At 72.3% G+C, this 16,862-nt stretch carries 12 protein-coding genes; 5 read left to right on the top strand and 7 right to left on the bottom strand.

The genetic code is table 11. The annotated features are described in order from the left end of the window. Positions 1 to 27: 27 nt before the first annotated feature. The gene (locus OHT61_RS11800; RefSeq protein WP_329037593.1) at positions 28 to 1,644 is read left to right on the top strand and encodes a glycoside hydrolase family 13 protein; all 1,617 of its coding nucleotides are present in this window, start codon (positions 28 to 30) and stop codon (positions 1,642 to 1,644) included. 51 nt (positions 1,645 to 1,695) lie between these two features. Here OHT61_RS11800 and OHT61_RS11795 read toward each other — a convergent pair whose 3' ends face one another. The 6 genes from OHT61_RS11795 to OHT61_RS11770 form a co-directional block, all read right to left on the bottom strand. Next, positions 1,696 to 2,454: an IclR family transcriptional regulator gene (locus OHT61_RS11795; protein WP_329037591.1), complete on the bottom strand. Its 759-nt coding sequence runs from the start codon at positions 2,452 to 2,454 to the stop codon at positions 1,696 to 1,698. 177 nt (positions 2,455 to 2,631) lie between these two features. After that, a complete protein-coding gene (ehuA, locus tag OHT61_RS11790) occupies positions 2,632 to 3,465 on the bottom strand; it encodes an ectoine/hydroxyectoine ABC transporter ATP-binding protein EhuA (RefSeq protein ID WP_443049408.1) in 834 nt (277 codons plus the stop codon). Beyond that, a complete protein-coding gene (ehuD, locus tag OHT61_RS11785; RefSeq protein ID WP_329037589.1) occupies positions 3,455 to 4,099 on the bottom strand; it encodes an ectoine/hydroxyectoine ABC transporter permease subunit EhuD in 645 nt (214 codons plus the stop codon). Before ehuD ends, ehuA begins: the two co-directional genes overlap by 11 nt. Beyond that, positions 4,096 to 4,830: an ectoine/hydroxyectoine ABC transporter permease subunit EhuC gene (ehuC, locus tag OHT61_RS11780; RefSeq protein WP_329037587.1), complete on the bottom strand. Its 735-nt coding sequence runs from the start codon at positions 4,828 to 4,830 to the stop codon at positions 4,096 to 4,098. Before ehuC ends, ehuD begins: the two co-directional genes overlap by 4 nt. Positions 4,831 to 4,849: 19 nt before the next feature. Continuing rightward, on the bottom strand, positions 4,850 to 5,752 hold the full coding sequence (ehuB, locus tag OHT61_RS11775) for an ectoine/hydroxyectoine ABC transporter substrate-binding protein EhuB (RefSeq protein WP_329037585.1): 903 nt from the start codon (positions 5,750 to 5,752) through the stop codon (positions 4,850 to 4,852). A gap of 217 nt (positions 5,753 to 5,969) precedes the next feature. Next, entirely contained in the window at positions 5,970 to 6,929 is a 960-nt protein-coding gene (locus OHT61_RS11770; protein WP_329037582.1) for a D-2-hydroxyacid dehydrogenase, read from the bottom strand. A 176-nt stretch (positions 6,930 to 7,105) separates the two neighbouring features. Between OHT61_RS11770 and OHT61_RS11765 the strand changes: the two genes are divergently transcribed. Together OHT61_RS11765 and OHT61_RS11760 are read left to right on the top strand one after the other, a co-directional pair. Next, entirely contained in the window at positions 7,106 to 7,870 is a 765-nt protein-coding gene (locus OHT61_RS11765) for a maleate cis-trans isomerase family protein (RefSeq protein WP_329037581.1), read from the top strand. A gap of 117 nt (positions 7,871 to 7,987) precedes the next feature. Beyond that, on the top strand, positions 7,988 to 9,088 hold the full coding sequence (locus OHT61_RS11760; RefSeq protein ID WP_329037579.1) for an LLM class flavin-dependent oxidoreductase: 1,101 nt from the start codon (positions 7,988 to 7,990) through the stop codon (positions 9,086 to 9,088). Between the two features lie 34 nt (positions 9,089 to 9,122). Here the strand turns inward: OHT61_RS11760 and OHT61_RS11755 are convergent, their stop codons facing one another. Beyond that, entirely contained in the window at positions 9,123 to 10,961 is a 1,839-nt protein-coding gene (locus OHT61_RS11755; RefSeq protein WP_329037577.1) for a putative bifunctional diguanylate cyclase/phosphodiesterase, read from the bottom strand. 400 nt (positions 10,962 to 11,361) lie between these two features. Between OHT61_RS11755 and OHT61_RS11750 the strand changes: the two genes are divergently transcribed. Continuing rightward, positions 11,362 to 12,603, top strand: a complete 1,242-nt coding sequence (locus OHT61_RS11750; RefSeq protein WP_329037576.1) for a M6 family metalloprotease domain-containing protein — start codon at positions 11,362 to 11,364, stop codon at positions 12,601 to 12,603. A gap of 369 nt (positions 12,604 to 12,972) precedes the next feature. After that, positions 12,973 to 16,797, top strand: a complete 3,825-nt coding sequence (locus OHT61_RS11745; RefSeq protein WP_329037574.1) for a carboxypeptidase regulatory-like domain-containing protein — start codon at positions 12,973 to 12,975, stop codon at positions 16,795 to 16,797. Positions 16,798 to 16,862 lie beyond the last annotated feature (65 nt).

The following is a 16,862-nucleotide window of genomic DNA, read 5'->3' as shown; positions in this document are numbered from 1 at the left end:
CTCATATATACCGAGCAAGGAGTCTCAGTGACCACCCACTGGTGGCGGCACGCCGCGATCTACCAGATCTACGTACGCAGTTTCGCGGACGGCGACGGAGACGGCACGGGCGACCTCGCCGGTGTCCGCAGCCGCCTGGCGTACCTGCGCGAGCTCGGTGTGGACGCCCTGTGGTTCACCCCCTGGTACACCTCGCCGATGGCCGACGGCGGCTACGACGTCGCGGACTACCGCGACATCGACCCGCGCTTCGGCACCCTCGCCGACGCCGAGCGGCTCATCACCGAGGCCCACGGCCACGGGCTGCGCGTCCTCATCGACCTGGTGCCCAACCACTGCTCCGACCAGCACGCCTGGTTCCGGGCCGCGCTCGCCGCCGGCCCCGGATCGCCGGAGCGCGAGCGCTTCTGGTTCGCCCCCGGCCGCGGCGCCGACGGCGGACTCCCGCCCAACGACTGGACGTCCTACTTCGGCGGCAGCGCGTGGACCCGGGTGACCGAGGCGGACGGCAGCGCCGGACCCTGGTACCTCCACATGTTCGCCCCCGAACAGCCGGACCTGAACTGGGAGCACCCCGAGGTGCGCGCCGAGTTCGAGGACGTCCTGCGCTTCTGGCTGGACCGGGGCGTGGACGGCTTCCGTATCGACGTCGCGCACGGCCTGGCCAAGAAGCCCGGCCTGCCCGACGTCGGAGCCGACCCGGACGTCACGGACCTGCCCTACCAGGACTGCGACGCGGTGCACGGCATCTACCGTTCCTGGCGCAAGATCCTCGACACCTACGACGGCGAGCGCACCTTCGTCGGAGAGGTCTGGCTGCCGACGCCTGAGCAGTCGGCGCGCTACCTGCGCCCCGACGAGCTGCACTCGGCGTTCAACTTCGAGTTCCTGTGCTGCGCGTGGGACGCGGACGCGCTGCGCCGGGTCGTCGAGGAGACCCTGGCCGGGCTCGCACCGGTGGGGGCGCCGGCCACGTGGGTCCTGTCCAACCACGACACGATCCGGCACGTCACGCGCTACGGCCGCGAGGACACCTCGTTCGACATGGGCGACAAGCGGCTGCTCGACCCGAGCGACCCGGTGCTCGGCCGCCGCAGGGCCAGGGCGGCCGCGCTGCTGACCCTCTCCCTGCCGGGCGGGGTGTACGTCTACCAGGGGGACGAACTCGGCCTCCCCGAGGTCCAGGATCTGCCCGACGAACTGCTCCAGGACCCCACCTACGTGCGCTCGGGCGGCGCGGACCGGGGCCGCGACGGCTGCCGGGTGCCCTTGCCGTGGAGCGGTTTTGGCACGTCGCTCGGATTCTCGCCCGACGGGGCCGCGCCCTCCTGGCTGCCGCAACCGGTGTCCTGGTCCGGGCTGACCGCCCAGGCGCAGCAGGACGATCCGGAGTCCGTCCTGAACCTCTACCGCACCGCGCTGGCGCTGCGCCGCGCACGCCTGGTCCCCCTGCCCGAGACGCTGACCTGGGTGGACGCCGGGCCGGGGACGGTGTGCTTCGACCGGCAGGACGGCTTCCGCTGCCTGCTCAACGCGTCCTCCGCGGCGGTCGGGCTGCCGGACGGCGCGCGGGTCCTGCTCGCCAGCGGCCCGCTCCCGGGCGGCACGGTCCCGCCGGACACCACGGTGTGGCTCTCCCTCTGAGCGTCCGGCGCGGGGTGCTCACCGGATTCCTCCAGCACCCCGGGTCCGGGCTCAGAGCGCGAGGGACAGGAGCACGGGCGCCGCGCGCCGGTTCAGGGTGGCCGCGGCGGCGCGCAGCCGGTGCGCGTGCTCGATCGGCAGCGACAGCGCCAGGCATCCGGCCGACGAGCCCGCCGTCAGCGGCACCGCCGCGCACACGGTGCCCACGGCGTACTCCTGCAGGTCGAGGACGGGCACCGTCGCCGGCTGGCTGTCCAGCTTGGAGAACAGCACCTTCTCGTTGGTGATGGTCCGCGACGTCAGCCGCGCGATGCGGTGCCGCGAGAGGTGGTCGCGGCGGCCGTTCTGGTCGAGCTGCGTCAGCAGGCACTTGCCGATCGCGCTGGCGTGCGCCGCCGACCGGAAGTCCACCCACTCGTTGACGGCGGGGGTGCGCGGCCCGTCCGCCATCTGCGTCACGCGGATCTCGCCGTCGACGTAGCGGCTGACGTAGACCGCCGCGCCGACCGAGTCGCGCAGCTGCACGAGGGTCTGCTGGAGCTTCGCCTCCAGGGCCTGCCGGCGGGCCGATCCGGAGCCGAGTTCCAGGAGCGAGGACCCGATGACGTAGGCGCCGTCGGTGACCTGCTCGACGTAGCCCTCACGGCGCAGGGTCAGCAGGAGGGGCGCGAGGTGTCCGGCCGGGAGTCCCGTCTCGCGGGAGAGCTGGGCGCCGGTCACGCCGTCACCGTGCGTGGACACCGACTCGAGCACACGCAGGGCGTACTGCACCGAATGGAACGGCGCCTTCGGCTCCGGCTTCAACGCCACGGGTTCCCCCTCAGGTCCTCTGCCAGGTCGTGACCGCAGGCTCGCGTCCCCACGATAGTCGCCAAGAGGCCTGTTCGGAGAGGGGGTTGACGAGTTATTGGTGCGCCCCGGCTCCGTCAGCTGGGGCGCACTCCGCTGGCATATGACCCGGTCATGCGCACTATGCCAAGAGCATGGTCACAGGACCGCGTTCAGGAATTCGCGTGTACGTTCGTGCTCCGGATCGGAGAAGATTTTTTCCGGCGAACCGGACTCCACGACCTTCCCCGCGTCGAACATCAGGACCTTCTCCGACACGTCCCGGGCGAAGTTCATCTCGTGGGTCACACAGAGCATCGTGATGTCGGTGTTCCTCGCGATGTCGGCGAGCAGTTCCAGCACACCGGCCACCAGCTCGGGGTCCAGCGCCGACGTCACCTCGTCGAGCAGCAGGATCTCCGGCCGCATCGCCAGGGCCCTCGCGATCGCGACGCGCTGCTGCTGCCCGCCGGACAGCTGCGAGGGATGGGCGTCGGTCTTCCCGGCGAGCCCCACCAGGTCGAGCAGCTCGCGGGCCCGTGCCTCCGCCTCGTCCTTGTCCATACCGAGGACGTTGACCGGTGCCTCGGTGATGTTCTGCAGGACCTTCATGTTGGGAAAGAGGTTGAACTGCTGGAAGACCATCCCGATCTTCTTCCGGGACGCGCGCAGATCCTTCTCGCCCGCGGGCTTCAGCGCGCCGGAGGCCGTGCGCACGTGGGACAGCGGCGAGCCGTCGACCCAGATCACGCCGTCGCTGACCCGCTCCAGCGTCATCAGCAGCCGCAGGATCGTGGTCTTCCCCGAACCGCTCGGCCCGATCAGCGTGACGTGCTCACCGCGCCGGACGGTGAAGTCCAGCTCGTCCAGGACCACGTGGTCGCCGTAGCGCTTGACGACCCTGTCGAAGCGGACCAGGGGTTCCACACCGGTCGTCCCGGTGACCGGAGCCGCGTCCGCGGGGTCCTCGATGGGGGCGGATTCAGTGGCCAAGGCGCTTCTCCAGCTTTCTCATCAGCAGCGAGGTCGGGTAGCTCGCGACCAGGAAGACCAGGCCGGCGAGCGTCCACGCCTCGGTGTACGCGAAGTGGTCGGCCCCGTACTTCCGGGCCTCGAAGACCATCTCCTGCACCGTGATCACGGCCAGGAACGGGGTCTCCTTGAACATCGAGACGGCGTAGTTGCCCAGCGCGGGCAGCACGTTGCGCACCGCCTGCGGCAGGATCACCGCCTGCCAGGTGCGCCGGGGTGACATGGAGAGGGCCCTGCAGGCCTCCCACTGGCCCTGGGGCACGCCGTCGATCCCGGCCCTGTAGACCTCCGAGGTGTACGCGGCGTAGTGGACGCCCAGGACGGCGATGCCGACGGTGAGCGGCTCCACGGAGGTGAAGACTGCGGCCGCGCCGACCAGTTGCACCAGCAGCGGGGTCGAGCGGACGAACTCCATGACGGCCTTCACCGGCACCGTCACGAGCCGGGAGGGGGCTCGCCCGGCCACCGCGATCGCGAGTCCGAGCACCGCCGCGACCAGCGTGCCGAGCACGGTCGCGAGCAGCGTGACCCGGAAGCCTTCGAGCAGCAGGGGAAGGGCCTCACGGGCCGCCTCCCAGTCGAATGTCGGGTTCACCGATCGCCTCCGGCCGTCGTGACGGGTTCGGCGCTTCGGGTCCTGAACAGACCCGCCGCACCGGTGTGCAGGCCGAGGCGCCGCTTGGCGTTCCGCTCCAGCAGGTTCATCAGCAGGGTCAGCGCGTAGGCGAGCACGAAGTAGACGGCCAGCAGCAGGAGATAGGCCGTGAGGCTCTCACCGGTCAGGCTGCGGACGTGCTCGACGGCCGTCATCAGGTCGGCTGCGGACAGCAGCCACAGCAGGGGTGTGGCCTTCAGCAGCTGGATCAGCAGGTTGGTGAAGGAGGGGATCATCTGTACCCACGCCTGGGGCAGGATCACCTTCCGCATCCGGTGGACCGGGGACATGTTCAGCGCCAGGGCCGCCTCGTACTGGCCGCGCGGAACCGAGTTGACCGCCCCGCGCACGATCTCGGCGCCGTAGGCGCCGAAGTTCAGGCCGAGGGCGACCACCCCGCAGAGCAGGGGCGTCAGTTCGTAGCCCGTCAGCTGCGGCATCGCGTAGTAGAACCAGAACAGCTGGACGTAGAGCGAGGTGCCGCGGAAGAACTCCACGACGGTCCGGGAGACCCCGCGCACCGCGAGCAGCCGGCTGCCGGCCATCAGGCCGAGGGCGAACGACAGCACCAGCGCGAGCAGCGAGCCGAGGACGGTCGCCTCCAGCGTGACCCACAGACCCGCGGAGATCTGGGGCAGTTCGTCGAGGAAGGTGGAGAAGAAGTCACTCATACGGTGTGGTCCGCCCCCGTCAGCCCTTGCACAGGTCGGCCGTCTTCAGCGTGGCCGGCGGGACCTCCGTCGCGCCGAAGCCGTAGTCCCGCAGCAGGCTCACATAGCGCGAACGGTCCGAGACGATCTTCTTCAGCTCGCGGTTGAAGGCGTCCCGCAGGTCCTCGTTGCCCTGACGGAACACCGCGCCGCCCGGGGAGAACTGCTGCTTGCCGTCCAGTTCCGGCACGAAGGGCTCGGTGACCTCGGTGTCCGGGTTGGTCTTCGCGAGCCAGCGCAGCGAGATGCCGGTGAGCAGGAAGGCGTCGACCCGGCCACCCTTCACGGCGTCCGCGCCGTCCTGCGGCTTCTGCAGTGTCTTGATCCTGTCCTCGGGGATGCCCGCGCCCTTGGCGTACGAGGCCTCGACCGCCCCCGACATCACGCCGACGGTGATCCCCGCCGCCTTCGCGGACGCCAGGTCGGTCAGCTTGCGCGGGTTGCCCTTCCTCACCATCAGTGCGGTCGGGGAGATGAACTCCGGCTCGGAGAACAGTGCGTTGGCGCAGCGCTCGGGGGTGATGGCCATGCCCGCGCTGACCACGTCGTACTTCCCGGCCTGCAGTCCCGGGATCAGCCCGTCCCACTCGGAGAGCGTGGGCTTCAGCTCGTCGACGCCGAGCGCCTTGAATATCTCCCGGTGCAGGGTGGGCGCCTCGCCCTTGAGCTGCTTGCCCTCCATGTAGCCGTACGGGGCCTCGTTGGCGTACGCGACGCGGACGAAGCCCTGCTTGCGGAGCTTGTCCAGGGCGCCCTCACCGTCCGCCGCGCCGGCGTCGGTCCTGCTGCAGGCGGAGAGCAGGCCCGGGACGACGAGCAGACCTCCCACGGCCGCGGTTCGGTTGAGGAAGCCCCGGCGGGACAGGTGAGGGAAGTCAGCCATGGTTCGCGGTCTCCTGAAGAAATCGGGTGTGACACGTTCCGGACAGGCTGAGCACCTGCCCGGTCCGGGACTTCTATGCAGGAAGCGCTGTCATGTGACCGAACGGTGGCCGGAGGGAGACCTTCCCGTGTCCCGTCGGGGGCGGAGGGCGACGGCCGGTGTGCGGGGCGTATCGCCTTCTTCAGGTGCGCATGTGACTGTCCGTCATACCTGACGGTCAGAGCGGGATGTCCGGAGACGGGACGTAACCACGCCGTATGTCCACCACGTTGGGCAGCGACTCCCCGGATGCCCAGCGCTCGTACATCGAAACGAACTGCTCGCCGAGCCGGTCGCGCCAGCCCGCGGTGTCGCCGCTCATGTGCGGGGACACCACCAGGCCGGGCACGTCCCACAGGGGGCTCGAAGGGTCCAGCGGCTCCTCCTGGAACACGTCGAGCGCGGCGCCGGCGATCCACCGTCTGCGGAGCGCCTCGGCGAGGTCGTCCTCCACCGTCAGCTGTCCCCGGCCCACGTTCACGAAGTGCGCCGAGGGCTGGAGCAGGCCGAAGAACCGCGCGTCGAACATCCCGCGCGTCGCGTCCGTGAGCGGAGCCGCCGAGATCACCCAGTCCGCTCCGGCGGCCAGCCGGTCCAGGTCCTCGACGCCGTGGATCGACCGCCGTGCCGTACGGCCCACGAGCGCCACCCGTACCCCGAGGCCGTGCAGCAGCCGCATGATCTCCCGGCCCACGGGGCCCGCGCCGACGACGACCGCGCGGCTGCCCGCGAGCCGGCGGGTCTCGCGGTGGCGCCACCGGTGCTCGCGCTGCGACGCCAGCGTGCCGGGCAGGTCCTTCGCGAAGGCGAGCACCAGGCCGGCGACGTATTCGGCGATCGGCAGCTCGAAAACGCCCCGGGCGTTGGTGACGACGGTGGACGACGCGGCCAGCTCCGGGCACACCAGCCGGTCGACCCCGGCGCTCGCCGTGTGGACCCAGCCGGGGCGGGGACCCTCGCCCGGCCACGCCTCGCGGACGGCGTCGGAGGTGAAGTCCCAGACGAGCAGTACGTCGGCTCCGGGGAGCTGCGAGGCGAGCGTCCGCGCGTCGGCGTACCGGACGTGGGCACGGCCGGTCAGCCGGCCCAGGCGCGGTGGCGGGTCGGCCTCCAGGACGAGGATCACGGGAGTGGTCATCAGGAATGACCACGCTCGCACCGGGGCACACGCCCGTCAACACGGCCTCGTGTGCCGCTGAAGAAACCGCAGGTCACGGACGTTGCGGGCGGCAGTATGCCCCCAAAAGGGGAATACTTGTCCCAGGCAGGGGCAGCGGTGGAGGCACGACATCCGGACGCACGGGAAGGATGGACATGACGACCGTAGGACTTCTTTATCCGGGCCACTCCGCGGAGGACGACTTCCCGCGGATCGAGGTCATGCTCGACAGTGACATCAGGGTGCCGCTGTTCCACACCGAGATCGACGAGGACGCCCGCAGGCCCGACTCCCTCCGCGAGGCCGGTGCGCCCCACCGCCTGGCCGCCGGGGTCGAGGAGCTGCGCATGGCCGGCGCCGAGTCGCTGGTGTGGGCCTGCTCCGGCGGGAGCTTCGTCTACGGCTGGGACGGCGCGCACGAGCAGATCGCGGAGCTGGCCAGGGCCGCCGGGCTGCCCGCCTCCAGCAGCTCCTTCGCCTTCGTGCACGCGGTGCGTGAGCTGGGGGCGTCCCGGGTCGCCGTCGCGGCGACCTATTCCGAGGACGTCGCCGCGCTCTTCGCCGGCTTCCTCGCGGCCGGGGGCGTCGAGGTGACCGCGACCCGGGGCGCGGGCATCATCAACGCGTCCGACGCCGCGGCCGCCGACGTGGACCGGGTCAAGGAGCTGGCCGTGGCGGGCGACCACCCCGACGCGGAGGTCGTCCTGCTCCCCGACAACGCCCTGCACACCACCGCGTTCGTCCCCGAGCTGGAGGAACTGCTCGGCAAGCCGGTCCTCACCGCGAACCAGGTCGCCGTCTGGGAGGGGCTCCGGCTCGCCGAACGCCGCATCTGGGCACCGACCCTCGGCACCCTCTTCGCGACCCGTGAACCCCCGGTGGGCGCCGGGGAGCCGCGGGGCATCGAGGTGCGCGAGTAGCCGCGAGCAGCCGCGGCGACGGCGCGGGGGCGGGCCGAAACGGCCGCACGGGAATAAGCGGAGCCATCCTCCTGTTTGCACCCTCCGATACGCAGACGCACCGGAGAGGCCGAACACGTGGAAGAGAACCGAGGCGACGGCATTCGCGGCACCGCGGGAGGGACGGCCCCCGTGCCCCTCTCCGTGCTCGACCTGGTGGGCGTGGGCGCCGGCCGGACCGCGAGCCAGGCCCTGCGCACCAGTGTGGACATCGCGCAGCTCGCCGAGCGCCGCGGCTTCCACCGCTACTGGGTCGCCGAGCACCACTCGATGCCGGGTGTGGCCTCCTCCTCGCCCGCCGTCATCCTGGCGCACCTGGCCGCGTACACCGAACGCATCCGGCTCGGGTCCGGCGGCGTGATGCTGCCCAACCACGCGCCGCTGGTCATCGCGGAGCAGTTCGGCACCCTGGAGGCGATGGCTCCCGGACGCGTCGACCTCGGCCTCGGCCGCGCACCCGGCACGGACGGGGCGACGGCCGCCGCCCTGCGGCGCACGGACCGGCTCAACGAGGGCGCCGACGACTTCCCGGAGCAGCTGGCCGAACTCGTCCGCTTCCTGGACGACGACTTCCCCGACGGCCACCCCTACGCCCGGATCCACGCCGTCCCCGGACCCGTCCAGGCCACCTCGCCCGGCGGGGTCCAGTCGGCCGCCCGGCCCCCCGTCTGGCTCCTGGGCTCCTCCGGCTTCAGCGCACGGCTGGCCGGCGTCCTCGGGCTGCCCTTCGCCTTCGCCCACCACTTCTCCGCGCGCAACACCGTGCCCGCCCTCGACCTGTACCGCGAGTCCTTCCGGCCCTCCGCGGTGCTCGACGCGCCGTACGCCCTCATCGGGGTCGCGGCGCTGGCCGCCGACGAGGAGCGCGAGGCGCGGCGGCAGGTGCTGAGCGGCGCCCTTTCGATGGTCCGGCTGCGCACCGGCCGCCCCGGTCTGGTGCCGAGCCCCGAGGAGGCGGAGGCGTACGAATTCAGCCCCATGGAGCGCGAGTTCGTCGACGGCTGGCTGAAGGACATCGTCCACGGCACGCCCGACGAGGTCCGCAGCGGCCTGGACGACCTGGCGAAGCGCACCGGCGCGGACGAGCTGATGATCACGGCCAACGCGCACGGCGGTGAGGCGCGGCTGCGCTCGTACGAGCTGATCGCGGACGCCTACGGGCTGCCCGGCGCGGCCTGACCCGGCAAGGCCCCCGGCACCCGGCTCCGAGGGCTCAGCCCTCCTGGGGCCGGGTGCCGATCAGTTCGGCGATGCGCTCCGGGGCCACCGCCCGCGAGTACAGCCAGCCCTGACCGGTGTCGCAGCCGATCCGGCGCAGGCGTTCCGCCTGGCCCGAGGTCTCCACGCACTCCGCGGTGACCGTCAGGCCCAGGCGGTGCGCGAGCTGCACCATGGCCTCCACGATCGTCTCGTCGGCCGGGCTGGGGTGGGCGCCGTCCTCGTAACGGAAGCCCCGCACGAAGGACCCGTCCAGCTTCAGCACCGAGACGGGCAGCCGGCTGAGATAGGCCAGGTTGGAGTAGCCGGTACCGAAGTCGTCGATCGCGATGCGCACCCCCATGTCGCTGAGCGCCTGGAGGACCCGCAGCGGCCGGCCCGACGAACCCATCACGGCGGACTCGGTCAGCTCCAGCTGCAGCAGGCGGGGGTCGAGCCCGGTCTCCGCGAGGATCTCCGCGACGTCGGCGACCAGGTCGGAGTCCCAGACCTGCCGCACGGCGACGTTGACGCTGATGAACAGGGGCCGCTCGTCCGGGTGTTCCAGCTGCCAGCGGCGCGCCTGGCGGCAGGCCGTGCGCAGCACCCACCGCCCGAGCTCGACGATCGCGCCGTCCTCCTCCGCGATCGGCACGAAGCGGCTCGGGGCCAGCTGCCCGAAGCGCGGGTGGTTCCAGCGGACCAGGGCCTCGACACCCCGTACGACCTCGTCGGCCATGCCGACCAGCGGCTGGTACTCCAGCGTGAACTCGCCGCGTTCGACGGCGGGCCGGAGCGTGGAGGAGAGCGCCTGCCGGGTCATCCGGTGCGCGTTGCGCTCGGGGTCGAAGAGGGTCCAGCGGGCCCTGCCGTCGGCCTTGGCCCAGTACAGCGTGGTGTCGGCGGCCTGCATCAGGGCGGTGGCCGAGGTGCCCGCCGAGGCCCGTTCCACCACGCCGATCGACGCGGACACCGACAGCCGGGTCCCCGAGACGTCGAACGGGCGCTGCAAGGCGGTGAGCACCGAACGGGCGAGCTCGGTGAGCTGGTGCGTGCCCGCCGAGTCCTCGATCAGGATCGCGAACTCGTCGCCGCCCATGCGCGCCACCAGGTGCCCGCCGGTGCGGTGTGCGCCGGCCTCGGCGCAGTCGGTGAGCCGTCCGGCGACGGCGGCGAGCAGCCGGTCCCCGATGCGGTGCCCCAGGGTGTCGTTGACCGCCTTGAAGCCGTCGATGTCGAGGTAGCAGAGGCCGATGCGGCCCTCCCGGGCTGCCGGGCCCTCCTGGAGGGGCCCGGTCTCCAGGGCTCCCGTGAGGCGCTCGAAGAACAGCGTGCGGTTGGGCAGGCGGGTCACGGGATCGTGTATGCGCAGATGGCGCAGGCGCTCCCGCAGTTCGCGCCGGTCGCTCACATCGGCGAGGGACAGCAGGGCGCGGCCCGTGCCGGCGGCGGGTTCCCCCATGGGGACGACGGTGACCTCCGCCCACAGCGGCCTTCCGTCGGCGTGCTTGAGTCGCAGGGTGCACCGCAGCTGCTGACGCTCGCCGCTGAGCACCTCGCTGTACGCACGCCAGGTGGAGCTGTCCGAGGTGAGGCCGACGAGTTCCGCCGCCGGCCGGTGCACCAGGGCCGCGGGATCGGCGCCGAGCAGGCAGCCCAGCGCGTCGTTCGCCCGGACGACGTGGCCCCGGTCGTCGACCACGGCCATGGGGAGGGCGGCGGCCGAGAAGGCGGCGCGGTAGTCGCGCAGCTCGGAGAGCCCCGACCGCTGATGTTCACGCTCCGTGACGCCCGGTGGCCGTGCGCCGGAGGTCACGCCCGCTCGGGGCGCCGGCCCTTCGGGGGTTCTGCTCACCACTCGCTCCCACTGTGCAGATCGTCGTGAACAGTTGTCGCCGGGCAGGGGTTTCGGGCGGCGTGCCGCGCCGCAGGCGCTGACCACGCCGGAAAACGAGGTGAAGCATAGAGGGTGGTGCGTCGGCGGTACCAGCGCGCCCGGGGTTTCGGACGCACGGCACGCGCATGGCCCACGGCCGTCCCCCGGATGGCGGCGTGCTGCGTTCTGCCCAGGAATGATCGATTGCGTGGTGATCTGATCTCTTCGGATTCCCTGGTGAGCGAATGTGACTGTCCGTGAGTGAGCCTCGTCGAAGCCGTGGCGATCGCTGACCCGTGTGGGGCAGCACAACAGGGCGTGCGGCGGCGAGACGGATCAGGGTGAGGACAAGCCCCGCATTCGCCACCCGGAGGTAGATGTGCCGCGTCAGCACGGACCCGGGGGAGTGGGAAGGCCGAGCCTGCGCAGCGCTGCGGCGGCCTTCACCTCCCTCCTGGCGCTCGCCGCCACCGGACTCGTGGCCGGCCCCGCCGTGGCGGCCTCGCGTGACGCGGGACCCTGTGCGCTGCCCAGGACCGGAGCCCACCACTCGCTCGGCCTCGACACGTGGAACGGCTCCTACGTCCGTCCCGACCACGCCCTCGACGCGGTCATGGTCTTCCTGTCGTTCCCGGACTCCGAGCCGGCGGTGCCCCCGGACGTGCTGGCGGCCGACTACTTCCCCTCGACCACCCGCTTCTTCGAGCGCGCCTCGTACGGGAAGTTCGAGCTGCGGGCGCATCCCCAGCACCGGTGGATCCGCATGCCGCGCCCCTCCACCTGGTACGGCATACAGCGGGACTGGGGCTCCGAGCGGCGCAGCGCCTATCTGCGGGACGCGATCGCCGCGGCCGACCCGCGGGTCGACTTCTCGGACTACGACATCGTCTACCTCGTGGCCGACCCGGACGCGCCGGGAGTCGACTCCGACGCCACGAAGGTCGTCAACTTCGACCGGCCGCTGCGCGCCGACGGCACGGACATCCGGCGCGTGGTCACCGTCTTCGAGGAACACCCCCCGGACCGCAACGTCCTCGCGCACGAGACCGGGCACGTCTTCGACCTGGCCGACCTCTACCACCGGCCCGAGGACGGCAAGGGCGACTGGGACACCTACGTCGGCGACTGGGACGTGATGGGCAGCCAGTTCGGCCTCTCGCCCGAGCTGTTCGGCTGGCACAAGTGGAAGCTCGGATGGCTCGGCGGCGAGCAGGTCGTCTGCGTGCAGGGCGCCGCCGACCTCACCCTGGAACCGATGGCCGAGGTGCCCGTGCCCGGCGCGTCCCTCGGCACCCGGCTCGCCGTCATCAGGACCGGCCCGGACACCGCCCTGGCCATCGAGGCCCGCAGCGCGACCGGCAACGACCTGACCACCTGCACCGAGGGGGTGCTGATCTACCGCATCCGCAACGCCACGCCCTCCGGCGGCGGGCCGGTCGAGGTACTGGACACCCACCCCCGCTCCGACGCCTGCTGGGACCGGTCGGTCTACCCGCCTCTCGCGGACGCCCCCCTGCGGGAGGGCGAGCGTTACTCCGTGCCGGGGGAGCGCGTCCGCGTCGAGGTCACCGACCGGACGAAGTCGGGAGCGTGGACGGTCCGGGTCACCACCGGCGTCTGAACCACGACCCGCCGGTGGTTGCCGACGGCCTCGCCCGCCCGGCCGACGAGGCCGCCCGGCCGTCCGGGCGGCACACCCTGCTGCGGCAGCCGGGAGCCGTGGCGCTCCGGCCCTCCCCCGCCTCGGGGCCGCCGTGCCCGCGCGCGTCGTCACCCACCTGCGAAAACACCTCACTTGGGTGGGCGGAGGCGACTCCGCTCGCGGCAAAGTTCCTGTGATCCGACTCCGTTACCATCCGCGCAGCAAGCGCATGATCGCTGCGCGGAACGCCCCGCCGGAGACCCCGGCGGGAAGAAGGAGTCACAGGTGCGCATACCAGTCATTGACGCCGGTGCCCGTTGGAGGTCGTTGAGAACCTCCGGACGGGCCGTGGCCACAGCCGCGGCCCTCTGCGCCGCCGTCGTCACCACATGCGTGGTGCCGTCGCCCGCAGAAGCACGGACCACCGTGGACAACGTTGTCGAAGCGGCCCCTCCCACGGGGCGCGACCGGGTGGAGACGCAACCGCTGTGCGGCACCCCCGCGGCCGGTGAGGCGAGTTGCTTCGCCGTGCGCCGCACGGACGTGCAGAGCGGGACGGCTTTCGGTGCGGCCGGACAGGACCCCGCCGGATACGGCCCCGCGGACCTCCGCGACGCCTACGGCCTGCCCACGGGCGGGGGCACCGGACTGACCGTCGCCGTCGTCGTCGCCCATGACGCCCCCAAGGCCGAGGAGGACCTGGCGGTCTACCGGGCGCAGTACGGCCTGCCGGCCTGCACCGGCGCCGACGGCTGCTTCACCAAGGTCGACCAGCGCGGCGGGACGTCGTACCCCGAGCCCGACGAGGGCTGGGCCGGAGAGGCCGCGCTCGACCTCGACATGGTGTCCGCGGCGGCTCCCGACGCCCGCCTGCTGCTGGTGGAGGCCGACGGCCCCGAGATCGAGAACCTCGGCGCCGCCGTCCAGCAGGCAGTCGCCCTCGGCGCGGACGTGGTCTCCAACTCCTACGGCACCCGCTACTCCCTGTTCGAGGAGGACCCCGCGGTGACCGCGTGGGACTCCTACTACGACCATCCCGGAGTGGCGGTGGTCGCCTCGTCCGGCGACGACAACCACGGAGTGTCGTTCCCCGCCGCGTCGCCCCACGTCACCGCCGTGGGCGGCACCACGCTGCGCCGTGACACCGGTGCGGCCCGCGGCTGGTCCGAGTCGGTCTGGTCGCACGACGGCTACGGCGCCGGGTCGGGGTGCTCCCGCTACCTGCCCAAGCCCGCCTTCCAGAAGGACACCGGCTGCGAGAAGCGGACCGTCGCCGACGTCTCCGCCGTCGCCGACCCCGCCACCGGCGTCGCCGTCTACAACAGCTTCGGCTCCACCGGCTGGAACGTGTACGGCGGCACCAGCGCCTCCGCGCCGCTGATCGCGGGGGTCTACGCCACCGCGGGCCGCCCGGCCGAGGGGAGCGAGCCCAACACCTACCCCTACGCCGCTGACGGCCCTGCGCTCAACGACGTGACGGCGGGCTCCAACGGCACCTGCGCTCCCGCCTATCTGTGTGCCGCCGGCACCGGTTACGACGGTCCGACCGGCCTGGGCACCCCCAACGGCCTCGACGCCTTCCGCATGGGCCCGCACGGCCGCCTGTCCGGCACCGTCACCGACAGCCGCACCGGCAAGGCCGTCGCCGGCGCGTCCGTCACCGCCGGTTCCGACTACCGCACCGACACCGACGGCCAGGGCCGCTACGCGCTCACCCTCCCGGCCGGGAAGCACGACGTCACCGTGGACGCGTACGGCTACGGCACCCTCCGCGTCGGAGGGGTCACGGTCGACGACGGCGACGTCCTCACCCGCGACCTGGCCATCCACACGGTGCCGAGCAGGACCGTGTCCGGGACCGTCACCGACGCCTCCGGGCACGGCTGGCCGCTCTACGCCTCGATCACCGTGGACGGTGCTCCCCAGGCCCCGGTGTGGACCGATCCCAGGACCGGCCGCTACGAGGTCTCGCTCCCGGTCGACCACCACTACACGCTCCGCGTCGCCAGTGCCTACCCCGGCTACCAGGCCGCGAGCCGGACGGTCGAACTCGGCCGCACCTCGCGCACCCTGGACATCGGTGTCCCGGTGGACGCCGGGACGGCCACCGCCCCCGGCTACGAGGTGAAGCGGTCCGGCAGCACCGAACCGTTCGCCTCGGCCGTCTCCGCCCCCGGCGGCTGGAGCGTGTCCAACGCCGAGGGCACCACGGGCGGCTGGGTCTTCGACGATCCCGCCGGGCGTGGCAACACCACGGGCGGTGACGGCGCGTTCGCCGTCGCCGACAGCGACCATTACGGCTCCGATGTCACGCAGGACTCCCAACTCCTCAGCCCCGCATACGACCTGACGGGCCGGACCGTCCCGTACGTCGCGTTCGACACCGACTACCGCGGCTACGAGGAGCAGTCCGCGTCCGTCGACGTCAGCACCGACCACGGCCGCTCCTGGACGAGCGTCTGGAAGCACTCCGCAGACTCCGTCGCCGGCCCCGCGCGCGTGGAGATCCCCCTCACCGGATACGCGGGCCTGGCCGACGTCCGGCTGCGTTTCCACTTCACCGGCAGCTTCGGCTGGCTGTGGGCGGTGGACAACGTGTTCGTCGGTGACCGCACCTACGACGCGGTGCCCGGAGGGCTCGTCGTCGGCCGTACCGTCGACGCCAACACCTCCGACCCGGTCGACGGCGTCCGGGTGACCGGCGTGGAGGGAAGCTCCCCGAGGCCCGCCGTCTCCGCGGCCACACCCGCCGACCCCGGCCTCGACGACGGCTTCTTCTGGCTGTTCGCCCCCACCGGTGACGCCGCACGCAGCGCCGTGCAACCCCTGACGGGGGCACGGCACCTCTACTCCGACCGCACCGAGAAGGTCCGCGTCGTCCGCGACCGGACCGTTCACCAGGTGCTCTCCCTGGAGGCCGGGCGCATCAAGGTCTCTCCCGGCACGATCGAGCGGACCGTACGGTCCGGCCACACCGTCCGGCAGAAGGTGACCCTGCGCAACACCGGAGGCGCGGCGGCCACCGTCACCCTCCACGAGGCCACCGAGGCCGTCACCGGTCCGCCGCCCGGCGACACCTGGCAGTCCCTCCCGGGCCTGCCCTACGGCATCATCGACAACGCCGTGGACACCTACCGGGGCATCGTCTACAGCGGCTTCGGCATGGAGGGCGACGACACGGTGCAGCGGCAGCTGCACGCGTACGACCCCGCGGCAGGCGAGGGCGCCGCGTGGAAGGAACTGGCCCCCGCGCCCGAGGCCCGCCGCGGCACCGTCCACGGCTTCATCGACGGCAAGTGGTACGTGGCCGGAGGCAAGAACGACTCCGGCGCGAACGTCCGGGAGGTCGCCGTCTACGACCCGGCCACCGACACCTGGTCCTCGCGCGCCGCGGCACCCGCCGCCTACTCGCTGTCCGGCAGCGCGGTGCTCGACGGCCGGCTCTACATGATCGGCGGCTGCGCCGACAGCTGTGGCGTGACCCGGGCCCAGGCCTACGACGTCGCGTCCGACAGCTGGCGGACCCTGGCGCCGTACCCCCTGCCCATCGCCTACCTGGCCTGCGGAGGGGTCGACGGGCACGTGGTCTGTGCCGGCGGCCAGACCCCCGGCACCGGCGTCGTGGACAGCGCCTACTCCTACGACCCGGCCACCGACACCTGGTCGCCGGCGGCCGCCCTCCCGGTCGGACTGTGGGGCTCGGCGTACACGACGGCGAACGACCTGCTGCTGGTGTCCGGCGGCTCCACCGGCAGCGCGGCCGCCGCGTCGGTCACCGGCCGGGGCTTCGCCTACGACCCGGACACCGACGCCTGGACGCCGCTGCCCGGGAGCGGCACCCCCGTCTACCGCGGCGGCGCGGGCGCCGGCCTCTACAAGGTCGGCGGCAGCACGGGCAACGGCAGCTCCAATGGCGTCACCACCGCCGAGTACCTGCCCGGATACGCGCTGCCCGGTTCCACGGACGTCCGCTGGCTGGGCGTCAGCGCGAAGAAGGTCACGGTCCCCGCGCACTCCTCGGTCACGGTCGAGACCGTGCTGGACGCCGCGACGGCAGCGACGAGGAAGGCCGGCACGTACCGTGCCGCGCTCGGTGCGACGCACGACACGCCCTACCCGCTCGCCCCCGTCACGGTCACGATGAAGGTGACCACCGGCCGGCACGGGCACTGACGAGGCCGGTCCCCTCGGACCTGCCCTCGGCACAACAGGGCGGGCCGGTCCCGAGGGGACCGGCC

This window comes from Streptomyces sp. NBC_00178, from assembly GCF_036206005.1.
Taxonomy (GTDB): domain Bacteria; phylum Actinomycetota; class Actinomycetes; order Streptomycetales; family Streptomycetaceae; genus Streptomyces.
This window is presented reverse-complemented; position numbering and strand designations above follow the sequence as displayed.